Here is a 23,126-nt window from a genome sequence, read left to right on the forward strand (position 1 = left end):
GATGGCAACCATCACGATGGCGCGCGACACCTCCAGCGCGGTCAGCACCGCCGACGTACGCCGGGCCCGCCGGAAACAGAACCTGACCGGCTGGCTGTTCATCAGCCCGATCGTGGTCGGGGTGGTGGCCTTCCAGTTCTTCCCGATCCTGGTCTCGATCGGCGCCTCGCTGACCGACTGGAACGGCATCGCTCCACCGAAGTTCGTCGGGCTGAAGAACTTCACCGAGATGTTCACCGACGACCCGCTGTTCCTGCAGACGTTCAAGAACACCGTCTACTTCACCCTGGCCAGCATCCCGCTGACGATCGGCATCGGGCTGATCCTGGCACTACTGTGCGCTCGGCCGATCAAGGGCGTCGCGTTCTTCCGGACGGCGTACTTCGCGCCGTACGTGACGAACGTGGTCGCGATCGGGTTCGTCTGGTTCTGGTTCTTCCAGCCGGACAACGGCGTGATCAACGGCCTGCTCCACCAGCTCGGGATCAACGGCCCGCAATGGCTGTCGAGCTCGAGCTGGGCGATGCCGGCTGTGATCATGGTCAGTGTCTGGCAGGGCATCGGCTACCCGATGATCATCCTGCTCGCGGGCCTGCAGGGCCTGCCGAACGAGTTCTACGAGTCCGCGAGGATCGACGGCGCCGGCGCGTGGCAGCGGCTGCGGTTCATCACGTTGCCGCTGCTGACGCCGCACTTCCTGTTCCTGCTGATCACGCAGTTCATCTCGTCGTTCCAGGTGTTCGGCCTGATCTACGTGATGACCAAGGGCGGGCCCGGCCACGCCACCAGCGTCTACATCTACAACATCTATCAGAACGCCTTCAGCTACGGGAAGGTCGGCTACGCCTCGGCGATGGCATGGATCCTGTTCGTGGTGATCGCGGCCGTCACCTTCCTGCAGTGGAAGCTGCAGAAGAGGTGGGTGTTCTACTCATGAGAATCGTCGGAAAGACTTCCCAGTACGTCGTGATGTCGTTGTTCGCGGTGGCGTTCCTGGCGCCGCTGGTCTGGATGATCAGCGCATCACTGCGGCCCGAGGCGAAGGTGCTCAGTTCGCCGCCGAAGTTCCTGCCCACGGACACGCAGTGGAGCAACTACGGCGAGGTGTTCGACCTGATTCCGGTGTTCCTGTGGAACAGCGTGAAACTCGCCGGTCTGAACGTGATCGGCATTCTGATCGTCGCGTCGATGGCCGGCTACGCGTTCGCGCGACTGAAGTTCGCCGGCCGGGACATCGCGTTCATGGTGCTCCTCGCCACGTCGATCATCCCGGGCATCGCGTACCTGATCCCGCAGTACATCGTCTTCCAGCACATCGGCTGGGTGGACACGCAGTACCCGCTGTGGGTGCCGAAAGTACTCACACCGGTGTTCGCGACCTTCCTCATGCGGCAGTCGTTCCTGACCATTCCGAACGAGCTCGAGGACGCCGGCAAGATCGACGGCGCGTCCACGTTCGGCATCTACTGGCGGATCATGCTGCCGCAGACCAAACCGGCGCTCGCCGCGATCGGGGTCTTCACCTTCCTCGAATCGTGGAACGACCTGTTCGGTCCGTTGATCTACATCACGTCCGAGAACCTGCAGACGTTGCCGGTGGCACTCGCCCAGTTCCAGGGCGAGTACTTCACCAAGATCAGTCTGCTGATGGCGGGCGCGACGATTTCCGTCGTACCGGTCATCGCCGTCTTCCTCTTTGCCCAGCGCTATTTCATCCAAGGCATCACGATGACAGGAATGAAGGGGTGAGCACCGTGCCGGACCGGCTCGTTGCCATGCAGATCGGAGCCATCTCGTTCGTCGACGAAGGCGTCGACCAGACACTAGACATCCTGGCCGAGCGCGGCGCGGTGAACGCGCTGTTCCTGGCCACGCCGACCTGGACCCGGGGTACCGGCGGGCGGCAGATTCCCGGCCATCCGATCCCGGACCACGGGGTCTCGGAGTACGACCTCGGCTGGGTCGGCGGCAACTACGCGACGCCGCACCCGCAGTACTACGGGAACACCGTGCTCGGCGCGGTCGGCCGGGCGCCTGAGCACCCGTCGCTGGACCTGCTGGCCGAGGTCGTGCCGAAGGCCCGCGAGCGCGGGATGAAGTCGTTCGCCTGGATGGAGGAGAGCGGGGGCGCTCGCGAACTACGTACGTACCCGAACTTCGCCAAGGTACTCGAGGTGGACGCGTGGGGCCGACCGGGTCGGCGGCCGTGCTTCAACAACCCGGACTACCGCAACTGGCACCTCGGATTCGTCGAGGACTACGTGCAGAACTACCAGCTCGACGGCCTCGCCTGGTGCTCGGAACGGCCCGGTCCGCTGAACATGCTGATGCAGGGCACAGTCGACGTGTCCGAGATCGGCTGCTTCTGCTCGCACTGCAAGCAGGTCGCGCGCGAGCGCGGGATCGACGTCGCCCGCGCGATGCAGGGGTACCGCGAGCTGGTCGAGTGGAACCAGCGGGTCGGTGCGGGTGAGCGGCCGGTGGACGGCGCGTTCGTGACGTTCTGGCGGATCCTGCTCAACTTCCCCGAAGTACTGGCCTGGCAGACGCTGTGGACCGAGAGTCAGCGGCAGCTGTACCGCGACATCTACGGCGTCGCGAAGGCGATCTCGCCCGAGGTGCAGGTCGGCTGGCACGTCTACCACAACATCTCGTTCAGCCCGTTCTATCGGGCCGACCAGGACTACACCGAGATGGCGAAGTTCTCCGACTTCATCAAGGTCGTCATCTACAACAACTGCGCCGGCCCGCGGTTCTTCACCTGGGTAAAGAGCATCTGCGGTGCCCTGTTCGCCGACGCGGAGCCCGAGGACGTCTACCCGCTGATGATGAAGCTGCTGCAGCTCGACGAGGGTTCGTACGAGAAGCTGCCGCAGACCGGCTTCAGCGCGGACTACGTACGGCGGGAGACCGAGCGGGCCGTGGCCGGGGTCGGCGGGCAGAGCGCCATTTACCCAGGAATCGACATCGACATCCCGGTCGGCGTCGCGAAGCAGCGGGGGCTGGAGAAGCCTCGCGATGTCGGGACCAAGATCAACTGGGACGACAACGAGGGTGAGCTCACCGCGTGCACCCGCGAGTCCGTGCGGGACGCGACGCTGGCCGCGTTCGAGGGTGGCGCGGAGGGCGTCGTACTGAGTCGCAAGTACTCCGAGATGCTGCTGGAGAACGTATCCGGTGCGGGCGACGCGGTCCGGAGTCTCAAGTGAAACCTTGGTATCAACGGACACTGAGGTGGGCGCAGACCAACCTCACCGAGAAGGATCCGGCCCGGTACGACGCCGACTGGTGGCGGCAGCAATGGCGTCGTACCAAGATCCAAGGGGTGATCGTCAACGCCGGCGGGATCGTCGCGTACTACCCGAGCAAGTTCGAGCTGCAGCACCGGGCCGAATTCCTTGGCGACCGGGATCTGTACGGCGAGATCGTCGACCTTGCCCGCGCTGACGGCCTGAGCGTGCTGGCGCGGATGGACTCGAACCGTGCCCACCAGCCGTTGTACGACGCGCATCCGGACTGGTTCGCGATCGATGCCGACGGCAACCCTTATCGGGCCGGCAAGCTGTACGTAGCCTGCGTGACAGGCCCGTACTACAAGGAGTTCCTGACCGAGATCCTCGAGGAGATCATCGAACGCACCGCGCCGGACGGGTTGACCGACAACAGCTGGTCCGGGCTCGGGCGGGACTCGATCTGCTACTGCCCGAACTGCCGGGACAGCTTCGGCCAGGATCTCCCGGTCAAGCCCGACTGGGCGGATCCGGCGTACCGGCAGTGGATCCGGTGGAGCTACGACCAGCGGCTGGCGGTCTGGGACCTGAACAACGAGGTGACCCGTCGGGCGGGCGGTCCGGACTGCTTGTGGATCGGGATGAACGGGGGTGAGGTCGTTGCCCAGAGCAAGAGGCTGCGCGACGACGTCGAGATCTGCAAGCGGGCGTCGATCTTCATGCTGGACTCGCAGTGGCGGCACGAGGAGTCCGGGTTCCAGGCGAACGCGGACACCGGCAAACGGCTGCACGGGCTGCTCGGCTGGGACACGCTGATCCCGGAGAGTACCGCGATGTACGACGCCGGCGTACCGACGTTCCGGCTCGGGAGCAAGCCCGAGCCGGAGGCGCGGATGTGGGCGATCGAGGGCTGGGCCGGCGGTATCCAGCCGTGGTGGCACCACATCGGTTCGGTGCACGACGACCGGCGGCAGTACGCGACCGCGGAGCCCTTGTTCACCTGGCATGAGGCCAACGAGGAGTACCTCGTCGATCGGGAGCCGGTGGCAACGGTCGGGCTGCTGTGGAGTCAGCGCAGTGTGGACTTCCACGGTCAGGACTCCCCGGAGGAGGTCAGCCAGCTGCCCTATCGTGGATGGGTGGATGCGCTTGTGCGGGCGCGGATCCCGTACCTGCCTACGACTGAGGTGGATGAGCGCTTCCAGGTGATCGTGGTGCCGAACGTCGGGGTGCTGACCGACGAGCAGATCGCACAGTTGCAGGCCTACAGCGGCCGTCTGGTTGTTACCGGGGAATCGGGGCTCTACGACGAGTGGGGCGATCGCCGGGACGAGTGGGCGCTGGGGCAATTGCTGGGCGTCCGGCACGCAGGCAAGAGGCTCGGCGACGGTACGGTCACCGACTGGGAGAACTACGAGAGTCACAGCTACCTGCGGATCGAGGACCGATCGGTTTTCGACGGGGACACGGACGTGCTGCCGTTCGGTGGACAGCTCGAAGTTGTGGAGGCTGACAAGCCGGCGCTCACCTGGATTCCGCCGTTCCCGATTTATCCGCCGGAGAAGTCGTGGATGGAGGAGCCGCGCAGCGATGTCCCGGCGCTGGTGCTCGGTGAGCGTACGGCGTACCTCGCGGCCGATCTCGACCGTCAGTACGCGAAGCATCACCACCCGGATCACGGTCAGCTACTGGCCAACCTGGTCCGTCACGACGGCATCCCGCTGCGTGTCGAGGGTGCCGGCGTACTGGACTGTCAGCTCTACCGGCAGGGCGACCGGCACATCCTGCACCTGGTCAACCTGGATCAGGGCGGTGCTTGGCGCGGTCGGCTGGAGGAGTTCACGCCCGCGGGTCCGTTCACGGTGTCGCTCAGGGCGAGCGGCGGGCGGGCGCGGCTCCTCGTCTCGGGTGATGAGGTAGAAGTGAAGGAACAGGACGGCTGGATTACGGTCGAGGTAGACCGGATCACCGATCACGAAGTCGTAGTACTGAGCTAAGGAGCCCTAAGTGCCAGTCGACGTCACCGGCCCGATCAACGAGCGGTACGACGAGATTCTCACCGAGCGTGCGCTCGGGCTGATCGAGACGCTGCACCGGGAGTACGACGGGCGGCGGCAGGAGCTGCTCGCCCGTCGCGCGGAGCGGGTCGCGGAAATCGCGGCCGGTGCGTCGCTGGGGTTCCTGGCGGAGACGAAGGACGTCCGGGACGACCCGGAGTGGCGGGTCGCGCCCGCCGCCCCGGGCCTGGTCGACCGGCGGGTGGAGATCACCGGGCCGACCGACCGGAAGATGACGATCAACGCGCTGAACTCGGGCGCGAAGGTCTGGCTGGCCGACCAGGAGGACGCGAACACGCCGACCTGGGAGAACGTGGTCGGCGGACCGCTGAACCTGCTCGACGCGATCACCCGGCGGATCGACTTCAGCACCGACGCGAAGAGCTACGCCCTGAAGCCGGACGAGGAGCTCGCGACCATCGTCGTACGCCCGCGTGGTTGGCACCTGCCGGAGAAGCACATTCTGGTCGACGGTTCGCCGGTCAGCGGTTCACTGGTCGACTTCGCGTTGTACTTCGCTGCGTGTGCCGAGCTGCAGCTCGCTCGCGGGCAAGGACCGTACTTCTACCTGCCGAAGATGGAGTCGCACCTCGAAGCGCGGCTCTGGAACGACGTGTTCGTGACGGCGCAGGACACGATCGGGATCCCGCGCGGGACCATCCGGGCGACCGTGCTGATCGAGACGTATCCGGCCGCGTTCGAGATGGAAGAGATCCTGTACGAACTGCGGGACCACTCCGCCGGGCTGAACGCGGGCCGCTGGGACTACATGTTCAGCGTGATCAAGACGCATCGGACCCGCGGCAAGGACTTCCAGTTGCCGGACCGGAACAGCGTGACGATGACGGTGCCGTTCATGCGCGCGTACACCGAGCTGCTGGTGCGGACGTGCCACAAGCGCGGCGCGCACGCGATCGGCGGGATGGCGGCGTTCATCCCGAGCAAGGACCCGGCGGTGAACGAGCAGGCGTTCGCGAAGGTCGAGGCCGACAAGACCCGCGAGGCCGGCGACGGGTTCGACGGCTCGTGGGTCGCGCACCCCGGCATGGTCGAGACCTGCCGTACGGTCTTCGACTCGGTGCTCGGCGACCGACCCAACCAGCTGGACAAGCTCCGCGAGGACGTCCACGTCACCGCTGACCAGTTGCTCGACGTCGCGGCCACCCCGGGCTCCGTGACCGAGGCCGGCCTCCGCAACAACGTCAGCGTGGCGATCCAGTACCTCGCTGCCTGGCTCGAAGGCACCGGCGCCGTCGGCATCTTCAACCTGATGGAAGACGCCGCCACGGCCGAGATCTCCCGCTCCCAGATCTGGCAGTGGCGCCGCAACGGCGTAGTCCTCGACACCGGCGAAACCGTCACCACCGAATTCGTCGAACGCATCGCCGACGAAGAAATCCACAAACTCGACCAGTACCTCCGCTACCAATCAGCCCGAGCCCTCTTCCTCGAAGTAACCCTCGCCGAAGACTACGTAGACTTCCTAACCCTCCCCGCCTACAACCGCTTCGCCTAGTGGGGTGGGTCTACGTTGACGGTGGGGATGCCGCCGCCGGCTCTGGCGATTATTGCTAGGGACGGGGCGGCGGAGGGGTTGCTTTCGCGGTGGATTGTGTAGGCGGGGACGTGGATGAAGTCGCCGGCTACGGCGTCGACGTACTCGTCGGAGCCTTCGAATTCGAGGCGGAGTACGCCGCGGACGATGTAGAGGCTGCTCTCGTTCTTGTCGTGGTGGTGCCAGCCGGAGATCGCGCCGGGCTCGGTGACCACCTGGCCGGCCCACAGGATCGGGAGCTCGAAGGCTCGCATCCGGAGCATGCCGGAGGTCGGGTCGGCGGCCACCAGGTCGCCTGCCTTGATCACGCGAACCGGTTCGGCCATGGCAACAGTCTGCCTTCGTTCGAAGGCTGCCGCGACCAGCGGGTCGGCGCGTAGGGTGCGGTCATGGCAAGGATTGTGTTGCGGATCCGGCTGACGAGCGGTGATCACCTGGATGTCGCCTACGAGGAGCCCGGCGTGGCGGAGGACGTGCTGATCGAGCACGCCGTCTCGACGCTCACTGGCGAGGGCGGCGCACTCCGGTGCAGACACGGCGACCGGATGATGGTGCTGTTCGCGCGGGGAGTCGCCGCGCTCGAGATCGCCCCACGAGGCGCGGTCCTCTAGCGGAGCTGGGCTTGCAGCGCCTTGGCGGCGGGGGCGATCTGCGCGTAGACGCCGGGCTCGCCGGGCTGGGCGCAACCTTCGCCCCAAGAGACGACGCCGAGTAGACGACCGTTCAGGACCAGCGGCCCACCTGAGTCACCCTGGCAGGCGTCGATCGCGCCCTTCAGATAGCCCGCGCAGACGTTGGTCACGGCGGCGTACCCGTTGGCGACGTAGCTCTGGTTCGCGAGGCACGTCTTGTCGCCGAGGTCCGGTACCGCCGCCTTCTGCAGCGTCTCGTCCGGCCCGGTCCCTTGCGTGTCGCCCCACCCGTAGACAGTCGGTACGACGCCCGCGCGATCAGCTCGCGCCCGGGTCTCCAGCGGCAGCACCGGCACTCCCGTGAACGGCTTGCTCAACGTGAGTACGGCGAAGTCGTAGCGGTTGTCCTTCGTGTTGTACCCGGGGTGGATCCACACCTTGCTGATCGCCGACACCCGCCCGACCGAGTCGTCGCCGAGATCGGCTCGCCCCTGCACCGCGTAGTACGTCGACACATCCTCGTCCATGCAGTGCGCGGCGGTCACGAGCTTGTCCGGCTCCACCAGAACGGCCCCGCAGTACCGCCCGCTGGACGCTGCCGACTGGGTGTTGTTCAGCGCGATCGCCCACGGCGCCTCAGTCACACTCGCCAGCGTTCCCCCGACCACCACCGGCTTCGCCCCGGCCGTCACAGCCAGCAGGATCCCGACAAGAACTGCAGCCCGCTTCAACATCCACTACTCCACGTGAGACGACGATCGCTGCAAGTAAAGTCCCACACTGAGCGGGACGGTCCACAGCCCCCACGCCGTACTCCCGACCAGTCCGGCCGCATCCCAGGTCGGGAACCCGGGGATCGCCGTCGCCATGATGTCGCCTGGTTCGTCAGATACAGCGCGCTCGCAGCGTTGATCGAGAAGCTGCTCGGCGACGCCGACAGCGGCGGCTTCGCGGACGAGAGCAAGCCCTGGCGGGACCGGATCGAGGCCCTCGCCCTCGACGTCCGAGCCAACCTGGTCGCCCACCCCGGCGCCGGCGCGTTGCTGATGAGCGGCCCGATGGACGGTCCCCGTACGACGACACTCAACGAGCGCCTGCTCGGTCTCCTGATCGACTCCGGCGTCGATCCGGTCGAGGCCGCGCGGTCGACGTACCTGCTGATCGTCTACGTGCTCGGCTCGATCGCGCTCGAGGTCTCCGACGAGACCGATCCAGGGCCGCTTCCGTCCGAAACTGCCCGTGTCGCCCGCCGTCGCGCCACCTACGAGCAGATCCCCGCCGAGGTCTTCCCGCGCTCCGCCGCGGCGGTCCCGACGATGGCCCGCTTCATCACCACCGAGCAGTACCTCTGGGGCCTGCACCGCATCCTCGACGGCATCACCCGCGCCGAATGAACACTCGCACCCAAAACTCCGACCGATGAGGTCTCCAACGTCGGAGGTGGCTACTGTCATCAGGTGCAGAAATGGCCTGGTCGTCCTTACCCTCTCGGAGCCACGTACGACGGCTCCGGGACGAACTTCGCGCTGTTCTCGGAGGTAGCTGAACGAGTAGATCTGGCCCTGATCGGTGACGACGGGACCGAGCAGTTGGTGCAGCTGACCGAGGTGGACGGGTTCGTCCACCACGCGTACCTGCCCGCGGTCCAGCCGGGGCAGCGGTACGGATTCCGGGTGCACGGACCGTACAACCCGTCCGAGGGGCATCGCTGCAACCCGTCCAAGTTGCTGCTCGACCCGTACGCGAAGGCCATCGACGGGCAGGTCGACGCCGACGAGTCACTGTTCAGTTACCGGTTCGCCAAGCCGGACGAACTGAACACGATGGACAACCGTGAGCACACGATGCTCTCCGTGGTCACCAACCCGTTCTTCGACTGGGGCAACGACCGCCCGCCGGGGCACGCGTACCACGAGACGGTGATCTACGAAGCGCACGTCAAGGGCCTGACCAAGACCCACCCGGCACTGCCGGAGGAGATTCGCGGCACGTACGCCGGGATCGGGCACCCGGCGATCGTCGAGCACCTCAAGGACCTCGGGGTGACCGCGATCGAACTGATGCCGGTGCACCAGTTCGCCCAGGACGGGCACCTGCAGGAGCGGGGCCTGTCCAACTACTGGGGCTACAACACGATCGGCTTCTTCGCCCCGCACAACGCCTACTCCTCGTTGGGCGGCCGGGGGCAGCAGGTGACCGAGTTCAAGACGATGGTGCAGGCCCTGCACGAGGCCGACATCGAGGTCATCCTCGACGTCGTCTACAACCACACCGCGGAGGGCAACGAGTTCGGCCCGACGCTGTCGTTCAAGGGCATCGACAACGCGGCGTACTACCGGCTGGTGGACTCGGACAAGTCGCACTACTACGACACCACCGGCACCGGGAACAGCCTGCTGATGCGGCATCCGCACGTGCTGCAGCTGATCATGGACTCGCTGCGCTACTGGGTCACCGAGATGCACGTGGACGGCTTCCGGTTCGACCTCGCGTCGACGCTGGCCCGCCAGTTCCATGAAGTGGACCGGCTGTCGGCGTTCTTCGACCTGGTCCAGCAGGATCCGGTGGTGAGCCAGGTGAAGCTGATCGCCGAGCCGTGGGACGTCGGCGACGGCGGCTACCAGGTGGGCAACTTCCCGCCGCTGTGGACCGAGTGGAACGGCAAGTACCGCGACACCGTCCGCGACTTCTGGCGGGGCGAGAAGTACACGCTGGCCGAGTTCGGCTCGCGGTTGACCGGCTCGTCGGACCTGTACCGCGACGACAGCCGCCGCCCGTTGGCGAGCATCAACTTCATCACCGCGCACGACGGCTTCACGCTGCGCGACCTGGTCTCGTACAACGAGAAGCACAACGAGGCGAACGGCGAGGGCGGCAAGGACGGCGAGAGCCACAACCGCTCCTGGAACTGCGGCGTCGAGGGTCCGACCGACGACCCCGACGTCGTGAGGCTGCGGGCCAAGCAGCAGCGCAACTTCCTCGCCACGTTGCTGATCTCGCAGGGTGTTCCGATGCTTGCCCATGGCGACGAGCTGGGCCGCACCCAGTCGGGCAACAACAACGTCTACTGCCAGGACAACGAGCTCGCCTGGGTGAACTGGGATCTGAGCGAGGAGCAGCAGGACCTGCTGGAGTTCACCGGCGGGCTGGTCCGGCTGCGGAACGAGCACCCGGTGTTCCGCCGCCGCCGGTTCTTCCACGGCGACCAGGGGGTCGACGGGCTGGGCGACCTGGTCTGGTTCACTCCCGACGGTCAGGAGATGCAGGACGGGGACTGGAGCCACGACGACGCCCGCGCGGTGGCCGTCTTCCTGAACGGTGACGCCATCTCCGAGCCGGATCCGCGCGGCGAACCGGTGGTGGACGACTCGTTCCTGATCCTGCTGAACAGCAACTACGAGCCGGAGGACTTCCTGCTGCCCGAGAAGAAGTTCGGCGAGGCGTGGTCCGTGGTGGTGGACACCATCAGGCCGACCGGTCGAGCCGAGGAAGGCGAGCACATCGCGGGCAGCACGATCCGGATCGAGGACCACGGCATGCTGGTCCTGACCCGGCCGCGACGGGGAGCTCAGTGACGACTGGCGGGATTCCCTCCTCAGCACCTCACCGTCCCGGTGGCCCGCAGGCCACCTACCGGTTCCAGCTCCGCGCGGAGTTCGGCTTCGACGCCGCCGCGGCGGTAGTCCCGTACCTGGAGAGCCTCGGGATCTCGCACGCCTACCTGTCACCGATCCTCCAGGCCGCACCCGGTTCCACCCACGGGTACGACGTGGTGGACCACAGCCGGCTGTCCGAGCCGATGGGCGGCCGGCCCGCGTTCGATCGACTGGCTGCCCGGCTGGCGGAGAGCCGGATGGGTGCGGTGGCGGACGTCGTACCGAACCATGTCGCCGTACCGACACCGGCCAGTCTGAACAAGGCGCTGTGGTCGGTGCTGCGACTCGGCCCGAGTTCGCAGTACGCCGAGTGGTTCGACGTGGACTGGGGTTCGGGGAACCAGCCGCTGCTGATGGCGGTCCTGGGTCAGCGGATCGGCAAGGTGCTGGCGGACAACGAGCTGTCCATCGACGGCGACGTACTGCGGTACTACGAGCACGAGTACCCGCTGCGGCCGGGCACCGAGGAGCTGCCGATCGAGGAGCTGGTGACGGAGCAGTGGTACCGCCTGGCGCACTGGCGGGTCGCTGACGAGGAGCTGAACTACCGGCGGTTCTTCGACGTCGACACCCTCGCTGCCATCCGTCAGGAGGTGCAGCAGGTCTTCGACGCGACGCACCAGCTTCTGCTCGACCTGCTGCACGAAGGCAAGCTCAACGGCTTCCGCATCGATCATCCGGACGGTCTGGCGGACCCACGCGGCTACCTGCGTCGACTGGCCGAGCGCACCGGCGGCGCGTGGGTCGTGGTGGAGAAGATCCTCGAGGGCGACGAGGACCTCCCGCGTGACTGGCCCTGCGCCGGCACCACTGGGTACGACGCACTGCTCCGGGTCGGCGGCCTGTTCGTCGACCCATCCGGTGCCGCACCGCTCGCAGCGCTGCACTCTGAGCTCACCGGCGCACCGGCCGACTTCGGGTCGGTTGTGGAGGAGGCGAAGCGCGAGGTCGTCCAGAACAACCAGTACGCCGAGGTGCATCGACTGGTCGAGTTGCTGGCTCGCATCTGCCAGGACGACGTTCGACTGCGGGACCACACCAGGCGGGCGTTCCACGAGGTCGTCGCCGAGTTACTCGTCCACTTCGACGTCTACCGGGCGTACGTCGTACCTGGTGAAGAGGCGCCGCCGACGGCGGTAGCTGCGATGGAGCGGGCGGCTGAGAAGGCACGCGCGAACCTGGACGAGGACCGGCAGGCCACGCTGGACCTAGTACTGCATCTCCTGCTGGGTCGAGAGACCAGCACCATCGACGAGCGGGCACGGGCCGAGCTGATTGTGCGGTTCCAGCAGACGTGTGGTCCGGTGATGGCCAAGGGCGTCGAGGACACCTCGTTCTACCGGTGGTTCCGGCTGTCGTCGCTCAACGAGGTCGGTGGGGATCCGGAGCACTTCGGTGTCACGCCGGAGGAGTTCCACGCGTACGCGACCCGACTGAACCGGCACTGGGCGAAGTCGATGACCACGCTGTCCACGCACGACACCAAGCGGTCCGAGGACGTACGGGCGCGGCTCGGTGTGCTGTCAGAGCAGCCCGCAGCCTGGTCCGAAGCGGTCCGGGATTGGCGCCGCCTGTCGGAAGATCACCGGAATCCGTTGCTGGACGGCAGTACGGAGTACCTGTTCTGGCAGACGCTGTTCGGGACGTGGGACGACGGACCGCTCGCCGAGGACCGGATGCAGGCCTATCTGCTCAAGGCGATCCGCGAGGCCAAGCGCAACACCTCCTGGACCTCACCGGACGAGGAGTACGAGCAGACGGTCGCTGCCTTCGCGAACGCGGTCCTGCAGGACGAGAGTGTCCTCAAGTCGGTACGCCGCTTTGCCGACGAGCAGACCGCCTACGTCCGCGCGGCGACCCTTGGCCAGAAGCTGGTCCAGCTCACGATGCCCGGCGTACCGGATGTCTATCAGGGGACCGAGCTGGTCGACCTGTCTCTCGTCGACCCGGATAACCGGCGGCCGGTGGACTACCAGCAGCGGATCGAGCGGCTGCAGCGGCTGGATGACGGTGGTAAACCGGACGACCTGTCTGACGAGAAGCTGCTGATCACCTCGCGAGCACTCCGCGTCCGTCGGCAGTACCCGGACGCCTTTGCCGGCAGCTACACGCCGCTCCCCACGTCCAACGGTCATGCGGTCGCGTTCGCACGTGGCGATGCCGTGATCACCGTGGCGACCAGACTGCCCGCCGCACTGCAGCGACTGGGTGGCTGGGGTGACAGCACCGTCGTACTGCCGAGCGGCCAGTGGAAGAACGTGTTGACCGGTCGCGAGGTCGGCAGCGGCGCAGCCCGGATCGAGGACCTGCTGACCGACCTGCCGGTGGCCCTGCTGGTCAGGAGCTGATCGCCGATGCACACCTTCCGTGTCTGGGTGCCTAAGGCAACCAAGGTCGACCTGGTACTGGACGACGGCGTCCTGCCGATGCGCTGGACCACCGACGGCTGGTGGGAACGCAAGGTGGTCGAGGCCCACCACGGCACCGACTACGCGTACTCCGTCGACGGAAGCGACCCGCTGCCCGATCCGCGCAGCCCGTGGCAGCCGGACGGGGTGCATGGGTCCAGCCGGGTCTTCGACGCAGACCGGTTCGACTGGACCGATGACAGCTGGACGGACCGGGACGTGCGCGGCTCGGTCTTCTACGAGCTGCACCTGGGCACGTTCACGCCGGAAGGGACGCTGGACGCGGCTGCGGAGCACCTGGACTACCTGGTCGTGCTGGGAGTAGAAGTGGTCTCCCTGATGCCGGTCGCCGCGTTCCCCGGCGTACAGGGCTGGGGGTACGACGGTGTGGACCTCTACGCGGTCCACGAGCCGTACGGCGGACCGGAGGCGCTGCAGCGGTTCGTCAACCGGTGCCACGAGGCCGGACTGGCTGTTTGCCTCGACGTGGTCTACAACCACCTCGGCCCGAGCGGGAACTATCTCGCCAGCTTCGGTCCGTACTTCACCGACAAGCACTCCACCCCGTGGGGTCCGGCGGTCAACCTGGACGACACCGGCAGCACCGAAGTACGGCGGTGGATCTGCGACAACGCACTGCGCTGGTTCCGGGACTTCCACCTCGACGCCTTGCGGCTGGACGCCGTACACGCGCTGGTCGACGACAGCCCGACCCATCTGCTCCAGCAACTGTCGACTGAGACAGCAGCGCTCTCGGGAGAACTCGGACGGCCGCTGGGTCTGGTAGCCGAGTCCGACCTCAACGATCCGCGCACTGTCGACCCGGTGTCCGCAGGTGGGATGGGCATGACCGCGCAGTGGAGCGACGACTTCCACCACGCACTGCACGCTCTGCTGACCGGCGAGCGCTTTGGGTACTACGTGGACTTCGGTGACCCGGCCGTCTTCGCGAAGACGCTGACCCGGGTGTTCCTGCACGACGGGACGTACTCGACGTTCCGCGGCAAGAACTGGGGGCGCCCGGTCGACCCGCGCACGCATCGGGGCGGTCAGTTCCTCGCCTACACGTCGAACCACGACCAGATCGGCAACCGGGCACTGGGCGATCGGCCGGCCCTGACGCCGGGCCAGCTCGCGATCGGGGCCGCGCTGGTACTGACGTCGCCGTACACGCCGATGTTGTTCATGGGGGAGGAGTGGGGCGCCTCGACGCCCTGGCGGTTCTTCACCGACTTCGACGAGCCCGCGCTGGCCGACGCGGTCCGGACCGGGCGGCGGCGGGAGTTCGCGGAGTTCGGTTGGGACGCAGATCAGATCCCGGACCCGCAGGACCCCGAGACCTGGCGCAGTTCGGTGCTCGACTGGTCCGAGCTGGACGAGTCGCCGCATCACGACGTACTGACCTGGTACCGGCACCTGCTCACGTTCCGGGCCCGGATGCCGGAGCTGCGCGACGACCGGCTCGAATCGACTCGTATCTCGTTCGATCCGGCCGGAGCCTGGCTGGTGGTGACGCGCGGTAGTCTCCGCGTGGTCGCGAATCTGGCCGCCGCCGATGCCGTGGTGCCGGTCGACGACCTCCCGTCGTACCTGGTGATGTCGTTCGGTGCGGCCGAACTGACCGTCGACGGGCTGTGGTTGCCCGGTCACGGCGTTGCGATCGTCTCCGTCTGAGACTTTCCAACGGTGCACATTAGTGGGTCAAACCAACAGAACCTTGCGTTCGACCGTGTTGATCAGTGGTGATTTCCGGAATCGCTTGCCTGCGACGGCATCGTGACGGACTGTAGATGGGCCAGCAGGGGACGGGGGTTTCCAGGGAGGACCACATGACAGTCGGAGGCGTCGACACTTACTACGATTACGACGAGAAGCAGTGGAAGAGCCGGAAACTGGGCGGCGGCCCGATCCGTCGCGGCCCCGTCTGCCCGGCCCCGCGCACCGCAGATCACCCGCATCACAACACGGCCCGTGAGCGCCGACCATCCGGCCGGGACCGCGAAGTACCCAAGAGCACGCTGAACTGAAACCACCGGTGGCAGGGCCCGCCAGACCAGGTCACCGTCCAGCACCACTCAGCCCTGACCATCTCAGGGGTCAACCCCTGAGATGGTCGGTTGCGCCCTGAGAATCCGCCGGGGCAACCGACCAGCTGAGGGGTTAACCCCTCAAACGTCCCGGAAGAGGGCTGCGCCCTCGCGGTCGAGCCAGGTGGCGAAGTCCATCAGGTCCGGATACCGCTTGCGGAGCGCGGGAATGTCGGCGTCCCAGCCGGCGAACTTCGGGCTCATCCGCGCGTTCTTGGCGCCGCCGAGCAGCGCCGCGACCTTCTCCGCTGGCAGCGGCGACAGATCGACCGGACGCCCCGTGGCCCGGGCTATCGCGTCCGCGATGCTCCGCCGCGGCAGCTCGTCGCCAGCGATCTCGATCACCTCGCCGAGCCAGCTCTCCGGGTCCGCGAAGGCGAGCGCAGCCAGGGCGCCGATGTCGGTGACCGCGATCAGTTGCACGGTTGCGTCGTCCGGGATGACCCGAAGCATGGCCAAGTCGCTGTAGGCGCCGACCATCGTTGAGGCGTGGTTCTCCATGAACATCACCGGCCGCAGGATCGTCGCCGGTACGCCGATGGCCCGGATGTGCTCCTCGATCCGCCATTTCGTGTCCCAGCTAGGAATACCGGCCGCACCCTCGACCGCGCCGACCGACGTGTACACGAGCTGCTTCGCGCCTGCCGCCAGGGCTGCGTCGGCAACATTCACGCCCATCGCGACCTCGTCGATGTTGTTGTACGGCGGTGTCGCGGCGGGCTGAACGCTGAACACGCCATGCACGCCGGCGGCGGCCGCATCCAGGGCAGCGCGGTCAGCCATGTCCCCAACGGCCAGCTCGGCGCCCGCCTCCGCGAGCGCCTTGGCCTTCGGGGCGCCGGCATCGCGCACCAGCGCCCGGACGTGCCACCCGTCGGCGAGCAGGTGCCGTACCGCGGCGCCGCCCTGGTGTCCGGTGGCGCCGGTCACCAAGATGATCCTCGTCATACGATCGCTTCCCTTGCTAGGCTGAAGTCCTCCGGAGCACTGCTCCGGTCCGATGAACCACACCGTACCGGAGCACTGCTCCGGTGTCTATCGAGCCGAGGAGGCGACCCGCGATGTCCGAGGTGACGCGCACCGATGCCCGGCACAATCGCGACCAGTTGGTCGCGGTCGCGCGGGAGGCCTTCGCCGAGCACGGCACCGCGACGTCGCTGCGCGATGTCGCCCGCCGCGCCGGTGTCGGCATCGGCACGCTCTACCGGCACTTCCCGACCAGGCAGGCCCTCATCGAGGCCGTCCTCGGCCACGGCTTCGACCGGTTGCGGGAGCAGGCCGTTGCCCTCACCGGCCAGGGCGACCCCCGGGACGCTCTGCTCACGTGGCTGCGCGACTTCGCCGAAAGCTCGGCCCGCTACCGCGGCCTGCCCGAGTCCGTTCTCGAGGCGCTGCAGGACGAGGATTCCGCCTTGCATGCTTCCTGTTTCGGCGTCCGCGACTCTGGCCGTGCACTGCTGGCAGCGGCCCAGCAGGCAGGCGCGGTCCGAGCCGACCTGACGATCGAAGAGCTCATGGCCCTGGCCGCCGGCGTCGCCTGGGCCGGCGCGCAGAGCCCAACTCCCAACCAGACCGTGCGGCTACTGGAACTCGTCGTCTCCGGACTCGACCCGATCACCCCGCCGCACTGATCACGACGCTCGCTCGAGGAGCCAGCCGCGGTCGGCGGCCTTGACGCCGGCTTGGAAGCGGCTGCGGGCACCGAGGCGGTTCATGATCTGCGCGACCATTCGCCGTACCGTCCGGACCGAGATGTCGAGGTGTGCGGCGGCGACCTCGTCGGTTGCGCCCAGGGCCAGCAGACGCAGCATCTCCTGCTCGCGGAGCGACAGGTCGGCCTCGTCGGGTAGGTCGCTGTCGGCCAGCGGTACGGCGTCCGGCCAGATCCGCTCGAACAGTTCGAGAGCCGTGGCCACGACGCTCGTCAACCGCAGTACCGCGACGCTGCCGTTGGTTGTGTCAGCGGGCAGGACCGTGACCGAGCCGTCGATGACGATCACGTTCATCGGCACGTGCGGGATCGTCCGAACCGCGACGCCTGCCAGCGACAGCGCGCCGAGATGCCGGCCGATGGTCGGCGTGGTCCGCGCGTCGTCGGGGAAGATCGCCCGGTAGCGCACACCGTGCTTGACCTCCCGCGGCCCGAACGTCGGACCGGCCGGGGTCAGACTGCTCATCGCGATCACCTCGTCCTCCGCAGAGGCGAGAAGCTCGGCAAGCCCGCCACGAACGGGAATCTGGTGAAAACCGGAAGGCCGGTTGAGCATGGTCACAGTCATGAGAGAGCAACCCCCAGGGGTAGCGTGGCGGCGAGATGAACCCTTGGTTGGGCCAACGGTGTCCCGATCGCGGTCGGCCTCATGCGACGAGCTCCGCTTGCGGCCCGCTGACCATCATCAGCTGGCTGGTGTGATCACGGATGACCGAGCCGATCTCGAACCGGCCTGGCGCCGGCTCGGTGACCAGGTTGAGGTCCATCAGCTGATCGACCATCAGCTCGGCGTCGGGCCGATCGGTGCCGGTGAGCCGTGCAGCCTGCCGGAGGTCGAACCGTGGCGTCATCCCGATCAGCCGGTAGAGCCGCTGAGCCGGTCCGGGCAGAGCGTCGTACGCCGAGTCGAAGCGAGCCAGGACCTCCGCCAACGCCTGACAGCGGGCCGGCTGGTCTTCGAGGCGGCCCGCCATCCGGGCGACGGTCCACGGTTGCCGGTTGCGTAGCCGCTCGGCCAGGTGCCGGATCGCACCCGGATGACCACCGCAGCAGTTGAGGATCTGCTCGATGTCCGTCAGCCGCGCGGCCTCCGCCGGAGCCAGTACGTCGAGGGTGATCGCGGCCGTTCGGTCCAGGTCGGCCAGCCGGCGGCGGCTGATCACCAGCACCAGTGCGTTGGTGTCGTTCGGCAGCAGGTGCCGGATCTGATCCGCGTTCTCGACGTTGTCCAGGATCAGCAGGCCCGTTGCCGAGGACAACGAGGTCGGCCGGTGCAGGTCGACGTACTGCTGGGTCTCGAAACCCGAGGCGGCGGCGACCTCGAGGGCGAACGCGGTCTTGCCGATCCCCGGCATCCCGTCGATCGTGACTACGCCGCTCACACCGCGCAGCGCTTGCTGCTCGGGCTCGCGGCCGACGAACCCGGGGACCCGCGGCGGCAGGTTCGAGCTCACCAGAAGCGGACTGATCGGGCGAGCCTCCTCGCTGAGGATCTGCTGGTGCAGAGCGGTCAGCTCGGCGCCTGGCTCGATCCCCAGATCGCGGACCAACGCGGTCCGAGCGCGCTGGTACGCCGCCAGCGCGTCGTTCCGTCGTCCCACCTGGCGGTACGCCGCCATCAGCCGAGCCCACGCCAGTTCGCGGAGCGGTTCCTCCTCGGTGAGCGCACGCAGTACGGCAATCGCCTCGGCCGGCCGCTCAAGCAGGAGTTGGGCGTCCGCCAGGTCCTCACGCAGCGCTCGGTGCAGCTCGATGAGCCGGTCGACCGCGGAGGTCGCGTCGGTCAGACCGTCGTACGGCACACCCCGCCAGAGCTCGAGCGCGTGTTGGACGGCGGTGATCGCCTCCGCCGCTCTCTTCCGGCCGAGTAGGTCGCGGGCCTGGTCGCACAGGTCGGCGGCGTCGTCGGCATCCAACTCACCGGGGAGGACGCGGACCCGATAAGCGCCCGGGCGGCTCTCGATCCGCTCGTCGGGCAGCGAGCGACGGAGCTGCCAGACGTACGTCTTCAGGTTGTTCTGCGCGGAGGCGGGCACGTCCCGTCCGGCCCAGACCGCGTCGACCAACTGCTCGGTGCTGACCCAGGCGTTGCGGTGCAGCAGGAGCAGGGTCAGCACGGTCGCCGGCTTGCCGCCGCAGAGGTCCAGCGGGTGTCCGTCGGGGCCGTCGACCTCGAGCGGGCCCAGCACCCGGAAGCTCAACCGGTCTGGTGAGTGCGCTGCGTGACCGTTCATGAAACATACGATCCGGGCAGCCGATGACATTTTGATGACACGCGAGGACGGCGCGCTATCCCAGGTCGCGACTGGCCGGGGTCGGAAGCGAGGTAGTTTCCGGGTCGCATAGAGTGACATCTGTCTCGACAGGAAGGCTGTTGCCTTCAGGAAGGATTGGGCGCGATGGCCGACGCAGGCGAGCAAGGGAACACGTCGTACCCGGGCTTCGACACGACGAAGCCGAGTATCGCCCGGACCTACGACTACCTGCTCGGTGGCAAGGACAACTTCGCCGTGGACCGCGCCTTCGGGGACCGGTTCATCAACGAGCTGCCCGGGTCGCGGGTGATCGCCTACGACAACCGCGGCGCGCTGATCCGCGCGGTCCGCGAGATCGTCACGAACACGCCGGTCCGGCAGTTCATCGACCTCGGCAGCGGGCTGCCGACGGCCGACAACGTGCACCAGGTCGCCCAGCGGTACTCGCCGGACGCGAAGGTGGTGTACGTCGACAACGACCCGATCGTGCTCGCGCACGGCCGCGCGTTGCTCGCCGAGAACGACAACACCACGGTGATCCAGGCCGATCTGCGGGAGCCGAAGGCGATCATCGAGCACCCCGACACCGTGCGGCTGATCGACTTCGGCAAGCCGGTCGCCATCATCTTCAGCGCCACCCTGCACCACGTGAACGACGACGAGGACCCGGCCGCGATCGTCGCCTTCTGGCGGGACCGGATCGTCCCCGGCAGCCACGTCTTCATCAGCCACTTCCGCCGCGAGGACGAGCCGCGCAGCCAGGAGCTCGAGCAGGTCCTGCAGGGCTCCCTCGGCCGCGGCCGCTGGCGCACCGACGACCAGATCCTCGCCCTCTTCGGCGACGGCTTCACCGTCCAGGAGCCCGGCATCGTCCCGGCCTCCGAGTGGCGCAACCCCGAGCCGCCGGACGACCTGACCGACTACCAGCGCCTGATCGCCGCGGTCCTCGCAATCAAGAACTAGCCGGGGCGCTGAGGAAGGCGAACTGAGCCGTCTTCGTCGTCCCGTCCGGCTGCGTGATCTTGGCCTCCGGCCCGAGCACAAAACCACTGCGCTGAAACCGCTCGATCGCCCGCGTATTGCGTACGTCAGGCTCGACCACGATCCGCGGATTCCCCAGATGCTCGAACACGAACCGGCCCAGCACCGCCACCAGATTCCCGGTGAACCCTGCCCGCGCCTCCCCAGGCGCGATCAACAGATGCACCCCAAGATCCCCAGCCCGGACCTCGTACGCCGCCCCAGCCGGATCGGCCTGCGGATCGTACGTCTGCAACAGCGCAACCGGTACGTCGTCCACCCGCACGACGTACACGTGATGCGTAGGCACCGAATCCAGAAACTCGTACGTCGCAGCGATCTCCTCCCGCGACAACGCCCCCATCCCCCAAAAATTGGCCCGCTCCGCCGTCACCCACTCATAGATCAGATCGAGATCCCGCGACGGATCTGCCTCCTCAATCCGCACCGTGCCGAACCCGTCGACGGCAGCCGAGAAACCCAGCTCCTCCCGCGCCACCTCCCCGTCAGCCGGCGCCAGCGCACCTCGCAACCACAGCGGCAACTGATCATGATGATGCGGATCGCGGAGTACGCCGGACGCCCCGAGCGGCACCACCCACCGGCTGGCCGACCGATCCGCCAGATCCCAGGCGTACCGCGCCGCCGAAGCCCGGATGCAAACATCGGTCAGCCCAGGCAGGCTCGACGTCGACATCACGCAATGGTGATCACCGGACAACCCAAGGTCGAAAGGCTCCTCATCCGGCGCGAACACCGGCCCACGCAACGCATGCAGAGGCGCGAGCTGATGAGTCTCGCCCCACGGCGGCCGCGGTTTGCGAGCGGCAACCTCTTCCAGCGCTTCCCGCGCTAGCCAACCGACATTGACGTCCGGGATCAGGTCGGCAGCGAGGAGATTCTCGAGCGCGTATGAGACGTGCGTCAGCGGATCCATCCATGGCATGAACACCTCGGCGACCTCGGCGTTCTCGAGGATCGCGAAGTGGTCGGTGAGCCGGGAGACGAGTGCCTTGCGGACGGCGGCGTACGACGAGGCCGTCGTACTCGCGGCGTCCATCCGGCGGTCCCAGCTCAGCAGTTCGGTGCGGAGGGCAACGGCTTCCGGCGAGAGGTCCTCAAGATCAAGGAGATCGAGGATGGAGCCGGCCGAGCCGAGGAACGTGTCGGTATGGATGTCCGACATCTCGTCGACGGACCAGTCGCTGCGGGCGTTCACCAGTTCACGGATCCGGTGCGAGCGGTGCGGCGCCGCGAACTCGACGCCCAGGGGAGCCGCCAACTCACGCGCGTTCGCCATCACCACGGGCCCGTTCACGTCCTCGCGCGGCATCGGGTCGTGCCAACCGTCCCACTGATGCGCGGCCTCCCAAGCCGGCACGATCCGTAGCCTGTTGCTCGGGTGCCGCCGAGGTACGAGCCCCGCCGTCCGATGCAGCAGCCCGCCCGCGGTGTCAGCCGCCATCACCACGTCCACCGGCTCCACCCAGTCGTCGAACGCCGCGTCGACATCATCAACTGTCGTTGCCCGCAGCAACTTCGCCATCGCCTCGAAACCAAGCCGACCGGTCACACGCGGCGGATACCGCAGACTGATGCCGTCTTGGATGATCGGACCGCGCTCAGTCTCGATCACCTCGACCTCGATCGAGTCGGCCCCGGCGACCTCCACCACCTCAGTGTGGACGGATGCCGGCTTCCAACCATCAGGGCCCAACGCCTCCACGCCAGGGCCGGTCCGGCGGAGCTGTTCGTCGTACAAGTCCTGGTAGTCGGCCATCGCATTCGTGATCGCCCACGCGACCCCGCCGGTGTGCCCGAAGTGAGCGAGGCCAGGAATGCCGGGCATCGCAAGACCTAGTACGTCGTACTCCGGGCACGTGAGCCGGATCTGCTGGTAGACGCCCGGGCTCTCGATGTAGCGATGCGGATCGCCCGCCACGATCGCTTGCCCCGTGGCCGTGTGCGACCCAGGGATCAGCCAACCGTTGCTCCCGGCCCCATGCGGACCCTCCGACGAGAACAGGTCGAGCGCGTCCTCGCCGAGATGTCGCGCAACATGAGTCCGCCACAGTTTCGACGGGAACCCCGCGAACATCACGTGCACCGCCAGCCAGATCCCGAGCGGCGTCCACGGCTCCCACTTCTGCAGCGTCAGGTCGGTCTCCGCGAACTCCGGGGCCCGCGCCGCCCCACCGGGCAGCGCGTGGTTCACGCCCTCGACGTACGCCGTGACCCATTCCCGCGTCTCGTCGTCGAGCGCCTCGAAACAGCGCTGAGCCGTGTCCGCCAGCCGGGCCTGGCGCGCGAACACGTCCCACCCAGCCCCCTCCGAACCGAGGAACGCGGCCGTCGTCCCGAGGTACCGCCGCCGCTCGAACTCGATCTGCCAAGCCCGATCCCGGGCCGCGTTCACGCCCTGCAGATACACCAACGCGAGGGGGTCGCCGGCCCGAAGTTGCGGCACGCCGTACCTGTCCCGGAACACCCTCGCATTCACAACGCGCCTCGTTTC

General features: G+C 67.4%; 19 protein-coding genes. 13 read left to right on the forward strand and 6 right to left on the reverse strand.

Translation table 11 applies throughout. From position 1 onward, the window contains the following. Position 1: 1 nt before the first annotated feature. Genes EV650_RS27055 through aceB form a run of 5 tightly spaced genes read left to right on the forward strand, consistent with a single transcriptional unit; the run spans position 2 to position 6,803 of the window. Positions 2-937, forward strand: coding sequence for a carbohydrate ABC transporter permease (locus tag EV650_RS27055; protein ID WP_238174474.1), 936 nt, complete (start codon positions 2-4; stop codon positions 935-937). Further along, complete coding sequence (locus EV650_RS27060; protein ID WP_238174475.1) at positions 934-1,749, forward strand: carbohydrate ABC transporter permease; 816 nt, start codon at positions 934-936, stop codon at positions 1,747-1,749. Before EV650_RS27055 ends, EV650_RS27060 begins: the two co-directional genes overlap by 4 nt. Beyond that, positions 1,746-3,209, forward strand: a complete 1,464-nt coding sequence (locus tag EV650_RS27065; RefSeq protein WP_134121794.1) for a glycoside hydrolase family protein — start codon at positions 1,746-1,748, stop codon at positions 3,207-3,209. The genes EV650_RS27060 and EV650_RS27065 overlap by 4 nt, the downstream gene beginning before the upstream one ends. Beyond that, the gene (locus EV650_RS27070) at positions 3,206-5,227 is read left to right on the forward strand and encodes an alpha-amylase family protein (RefSeq protein ID WP_238174476.1); all 2,022 of its coding nucleotides are present in this window, start codon (positions 3,206-3,208) and stop codon (positions 5,225-5,227) included. The genes EV650_RS27065 and EV650_RS27070 overlap by 4 nt, the downstream gene beginning before the upstream one ends. Positions 5,228-5,237: 10 nt before the next feature. Then, on the forward strand, positions 5,238-6,803 hold the full coding sequence (aceB, locus tag EV650_RS27075; protein ID WP_134121795.1) for a malate synthase A: 1,566 nt from the start codon (positions 5,238-5,240) through the stop codon (positions 6,801-6,803). Here aceB and EV650_RS27080 read toward each other — a convergent pair. Continuing rightward, on the reverse strand, positions 6,800-7,168 hold the full coding sequence (locus EV650_RS27080) for a cupin domain-containing protein (protein WP_134121796.1): 369 nt from the start codon (positions 7,166-7,168) through the stop codon (positions 6,800-6,802). The genes aceB and EV650_RS27080 overlap by 4 nt on opposite strands. A 63-nt stretch (positions 7,169-7,231) precedes the next feature. Between EV650_RS27080 and EV650_RS27085 the strand changes: the two genes are divergently transcribed. Further along, complete coding sequence (locus EV650_RS27085; protein WP_134121797.1) at positions 7,232-7,453, forward strand: hypothetical protein; 222 nt, start codon at positions 7,232-7,234, stop codon at positions 7,451-7,453. Here the strand turns inward: EV650_RS27085 and EV650_RS27090 are convergent. Then, positions 7,450-8,208, reverse strand: coding sequence for a S1 family peptidase (locus tag EV650_RS27090; protein WP_134121798.1), 759 nt, complete (start codon positions 8,206-8,208; stop codon positions 7,450-7,452). The two genes, EV650_RS27085 and EV650_RS27090, sit on opposite strands and share 4 nt — an antisense overlap. 174 nt (positions 8,209-8,382) lie before the next feature. Here EV650_RS27090 and EV650_RS27095 point away from each other — a divergent pair, with 174 nt between their 5' ends. The 5 genes from EV650_RS27095 (at position 8,383) to EV650_RS27115 (ending at position 15,565) form a co-directional block, all read left to right on the forward strand. After that, the gene (locus EV650_RS27095; protein WP_166678282.1) at positions 8,383-8,868 is read left to right on the forward strand and encodes a TetR/AcrR family transcriptional regulator C-terminal domain-containing protein; all 486 of its coding nucleotides are present in this window, start codon (positions 8,383-8,385) and stop codon (positions 8,866-8,868) included. Positions 8,869-8,931: 63 nt separating this feature from the next. After that, a complete protein-coding gene (gene glgX / locus EV650_RS27100; RefSeq protein ID WP_134121800.1) occupies positions 8,932-11,049 on the forward strand; it encodes a glycogen debranching protein GlgX in 2,118 nt (705 codons plus the stop codon). Further along, a complete protein-coding gene (treY, locus tag EV650_RS27105) occupies positions 11,046-13,478 on the forward strand; it encodes a malto-oligosyltrehalose synthase (RefSeq protein ID WP_166678283.1) in 2,433 nt (810 codons plus the stop codon). The genes glgX and treY overlap by 4 nt, the downstream gene beginning before the upstream one ends. Before the next feature lie 6 nt (positions 13,479-13,484). Further along, positions 13,485-15,212: a malto-oligosyltrehalose trehalohydrolase gene (treZ, locus tag EV650_RS27110; RefSeq protein ID WP_134121801.1), complete on the forward strand. Its 1,728-nt coding sequence runs from the start codon at positions 13,485-13,487 to the stop codon at positions 15,210-15,212. 155 nt (positions 15,213-15,367) lie between these two features. Further along, positions 15,368-15,565, forward strand: a complete 198-nt coding sequence (locus tag EV650_RS27115; protein ID WP_134121802.1) for a hypothetical protein — start codon at positions 15,368-15,370, stop codon at positions 15,563-15,565. 141 nt (positions 15,566-15,706) lie between these two features. Here the strand turns inward: EV650_RS27115 and EV650_RS27120 are convergent, their stop codons facing one another. Further along, a complete protein-coding gene (locus EV650_RS27120; RefSeq protein WP_134121803.1) occupies positions 15,707-16,573 on the reverse strand; it encodes an NmrA family NAD(P)-binding protein in 867 nt (288 codons plus the stop codon). Positions 16,574-16,686: 113 nt separating this feature from the next. On the opposite strand from EV650_RS27120, the gene EV650_RS27125 reads away from it, so the two are divergent. After that, positions 16,687-17,256 (forward strand): TetR/AcrR family transcriptional regulator, encoded by a 570-nt coding sequence (locus EV650_RS27125; protein WP_134121804.1) that lies wholly within the window; start codon positions 16,687-16,689, stop codon positions 17,254-17,256. Here the strand turns inward: EV650_RS27125 and EV650_RS27130 are convergent, their stop codons facing one another. Both EV650_RS27130 and EV650_RS27135 read right to left on the reverse strand, forming a co-directional pair. Next, positions 17,257-17,904, reverse strand: a complete 648-nt coding sequence (locus EV650_RS27130) for a helix-turn-helix transcriptional regulator (protein ID WP_134121805.1) — start codon at positions 17,902-17,904, stop codon at positions 17,257-17,259. A 79-nt stretch (positions 17,905-17,983) separates the two neighbouring features. Further along, positions 17,984-19,570, reverse strand: a complete 1,587-nt coding sequence (locus tag EV650_RS27135) for an AfsR/SARP family transcriptional regulator (protein ID WP_166678284.1) — start codon at positions 19,568-19,570, stop codon at positions 17,984-17,986. 165 nt (positions 19,571-19,735) lie between these two features. Here EV650_RS27135 and EV650_RS27140 point away from each other — a divergent pair, with 165 nt between their 5' ends. Continuing rightward, positions 19,736-20,554: an SAM-dependent methyltransferase gene (locus tag EV650_RS27140; protein ID WP_134121807.1), complete on the forward strand. Its 819-nt coding sequence runs from the start codon at positions 19,736-19,738 to the stop codon at positions 20,552-20,554. On the opposite strand, the gene EV650_RS27145 is transcribed toward EV650_RS27140, so the two are convergent. Further along, a complete protein-coding gene (locus EV650_RS27145; RefSeq protein ID WP_134121808.1) occupies positions 20,544-23,111 on the reverse strand; it encodes a GNAT family N-acetyltransferase in 2,568 nt (855 codons plus the stop codon). The two genes, EV650_RS27140 and EV650_RS27145, sit on opposite strands and share 11 nt — an antisense overlap. Between the last annotated feature and the right edge of the window lie 15 nt (positions 23,112-23,126).

The sequence above is a fragment of the Kribbella kalugense genome (assembly GCF_004365875.1).
In the GTDB taxonomy this organism is placed as follows: domain Bacteria; phylum Actinomycetota; class Actinomycetes; order Propionibacteriales; family Kribbellaceae; genus Kribbella; species Kribbella kalugense.

Bases quoted from the DNA above. Each gene is read 5' to 3' on its own strand.
- EV650_RS27060 (WP_238174475.1), top strand. From the start codon at position 934: ATGAGAATCGTCGGAAAGACTTCCCAGTACGTCGTGATGTCGTTGTTC.
- EV650_RS27135 (WP_166678284.1), bottom strand. From the start codon at position 19,570: ATGAACGGTCACGCAGCGCACTCACCAGACCGGTTGAGCTTCCGGGTG.
- EV650_RS27130 (WP_134121805.1), bottom strand. From the start codon at position 17,904: ATGACTGTGACCATGCTCAACCGGCCTTCCGGTTTTCACCAGATTCCC.
- EV650_RS27125 (WP_134121804.1), top strand. From the start codon at position 16,687: ATGTCCGAGGTGACGCGCACCGATGCCCGGCACAATCGCGACCAGTTG.
- EV650_RS27140 (WP_134121807.1), top strand. From the start codon at position 19,736: ATGGCCGACGCAGGCGAGCAAGGGAACACGTCGTACCCGGGCTTCGAC.
- EV650_RS27080 (WP_134121796.1), bottom strand. From the start codon at position 7,168: ATGGCCGAACCGGTTCGCGTGATCAAGGCAGGCGACCTGGTGGCCGCC.
- EV650_RS27055 (WP_238174474.1), top strand. From the start codon at position 2: ATGGCAACCATCACGATGGCGCGCGACACCTCCAGCGCGGTCAGCACC.
- EV650_RS27120 (WP_134121803.1), bottom strand. From the start codon at position 16,573: ATGACGAGGATCATCTTGGTGACCGGCGCCACCGGACACCAGGGCGGC.
- EV650_RS27115 (WP_134121802.1), top strand. From the start codon at position 15,368: ATGACAGTCGGAGGCGTCGACACTTACTACGATTACGACGAGAAGCAG.
- treZ (WP_134121801.1), top strand. From the start codon at position 13,485: ATGCACACCTTCCGTGTCTGGGTGCCTAAGGCAACCAAGGTCGACCTG.
- EV650_RS27090 (WP_134121798.1), bottom strand. From the start codon at position 8,208: ATGTTGAAGCGGGCTGCAGTTCTTGTCGGGATCCTGCTGGCTGTGACG.
- EV650_RS27085 (WP_134121797.1), top strand. From the start codon at position 7,232: ATGGCAAGGATTGTGTTGCGGATCCGGCTGACGAGCGGTGATCACCTG.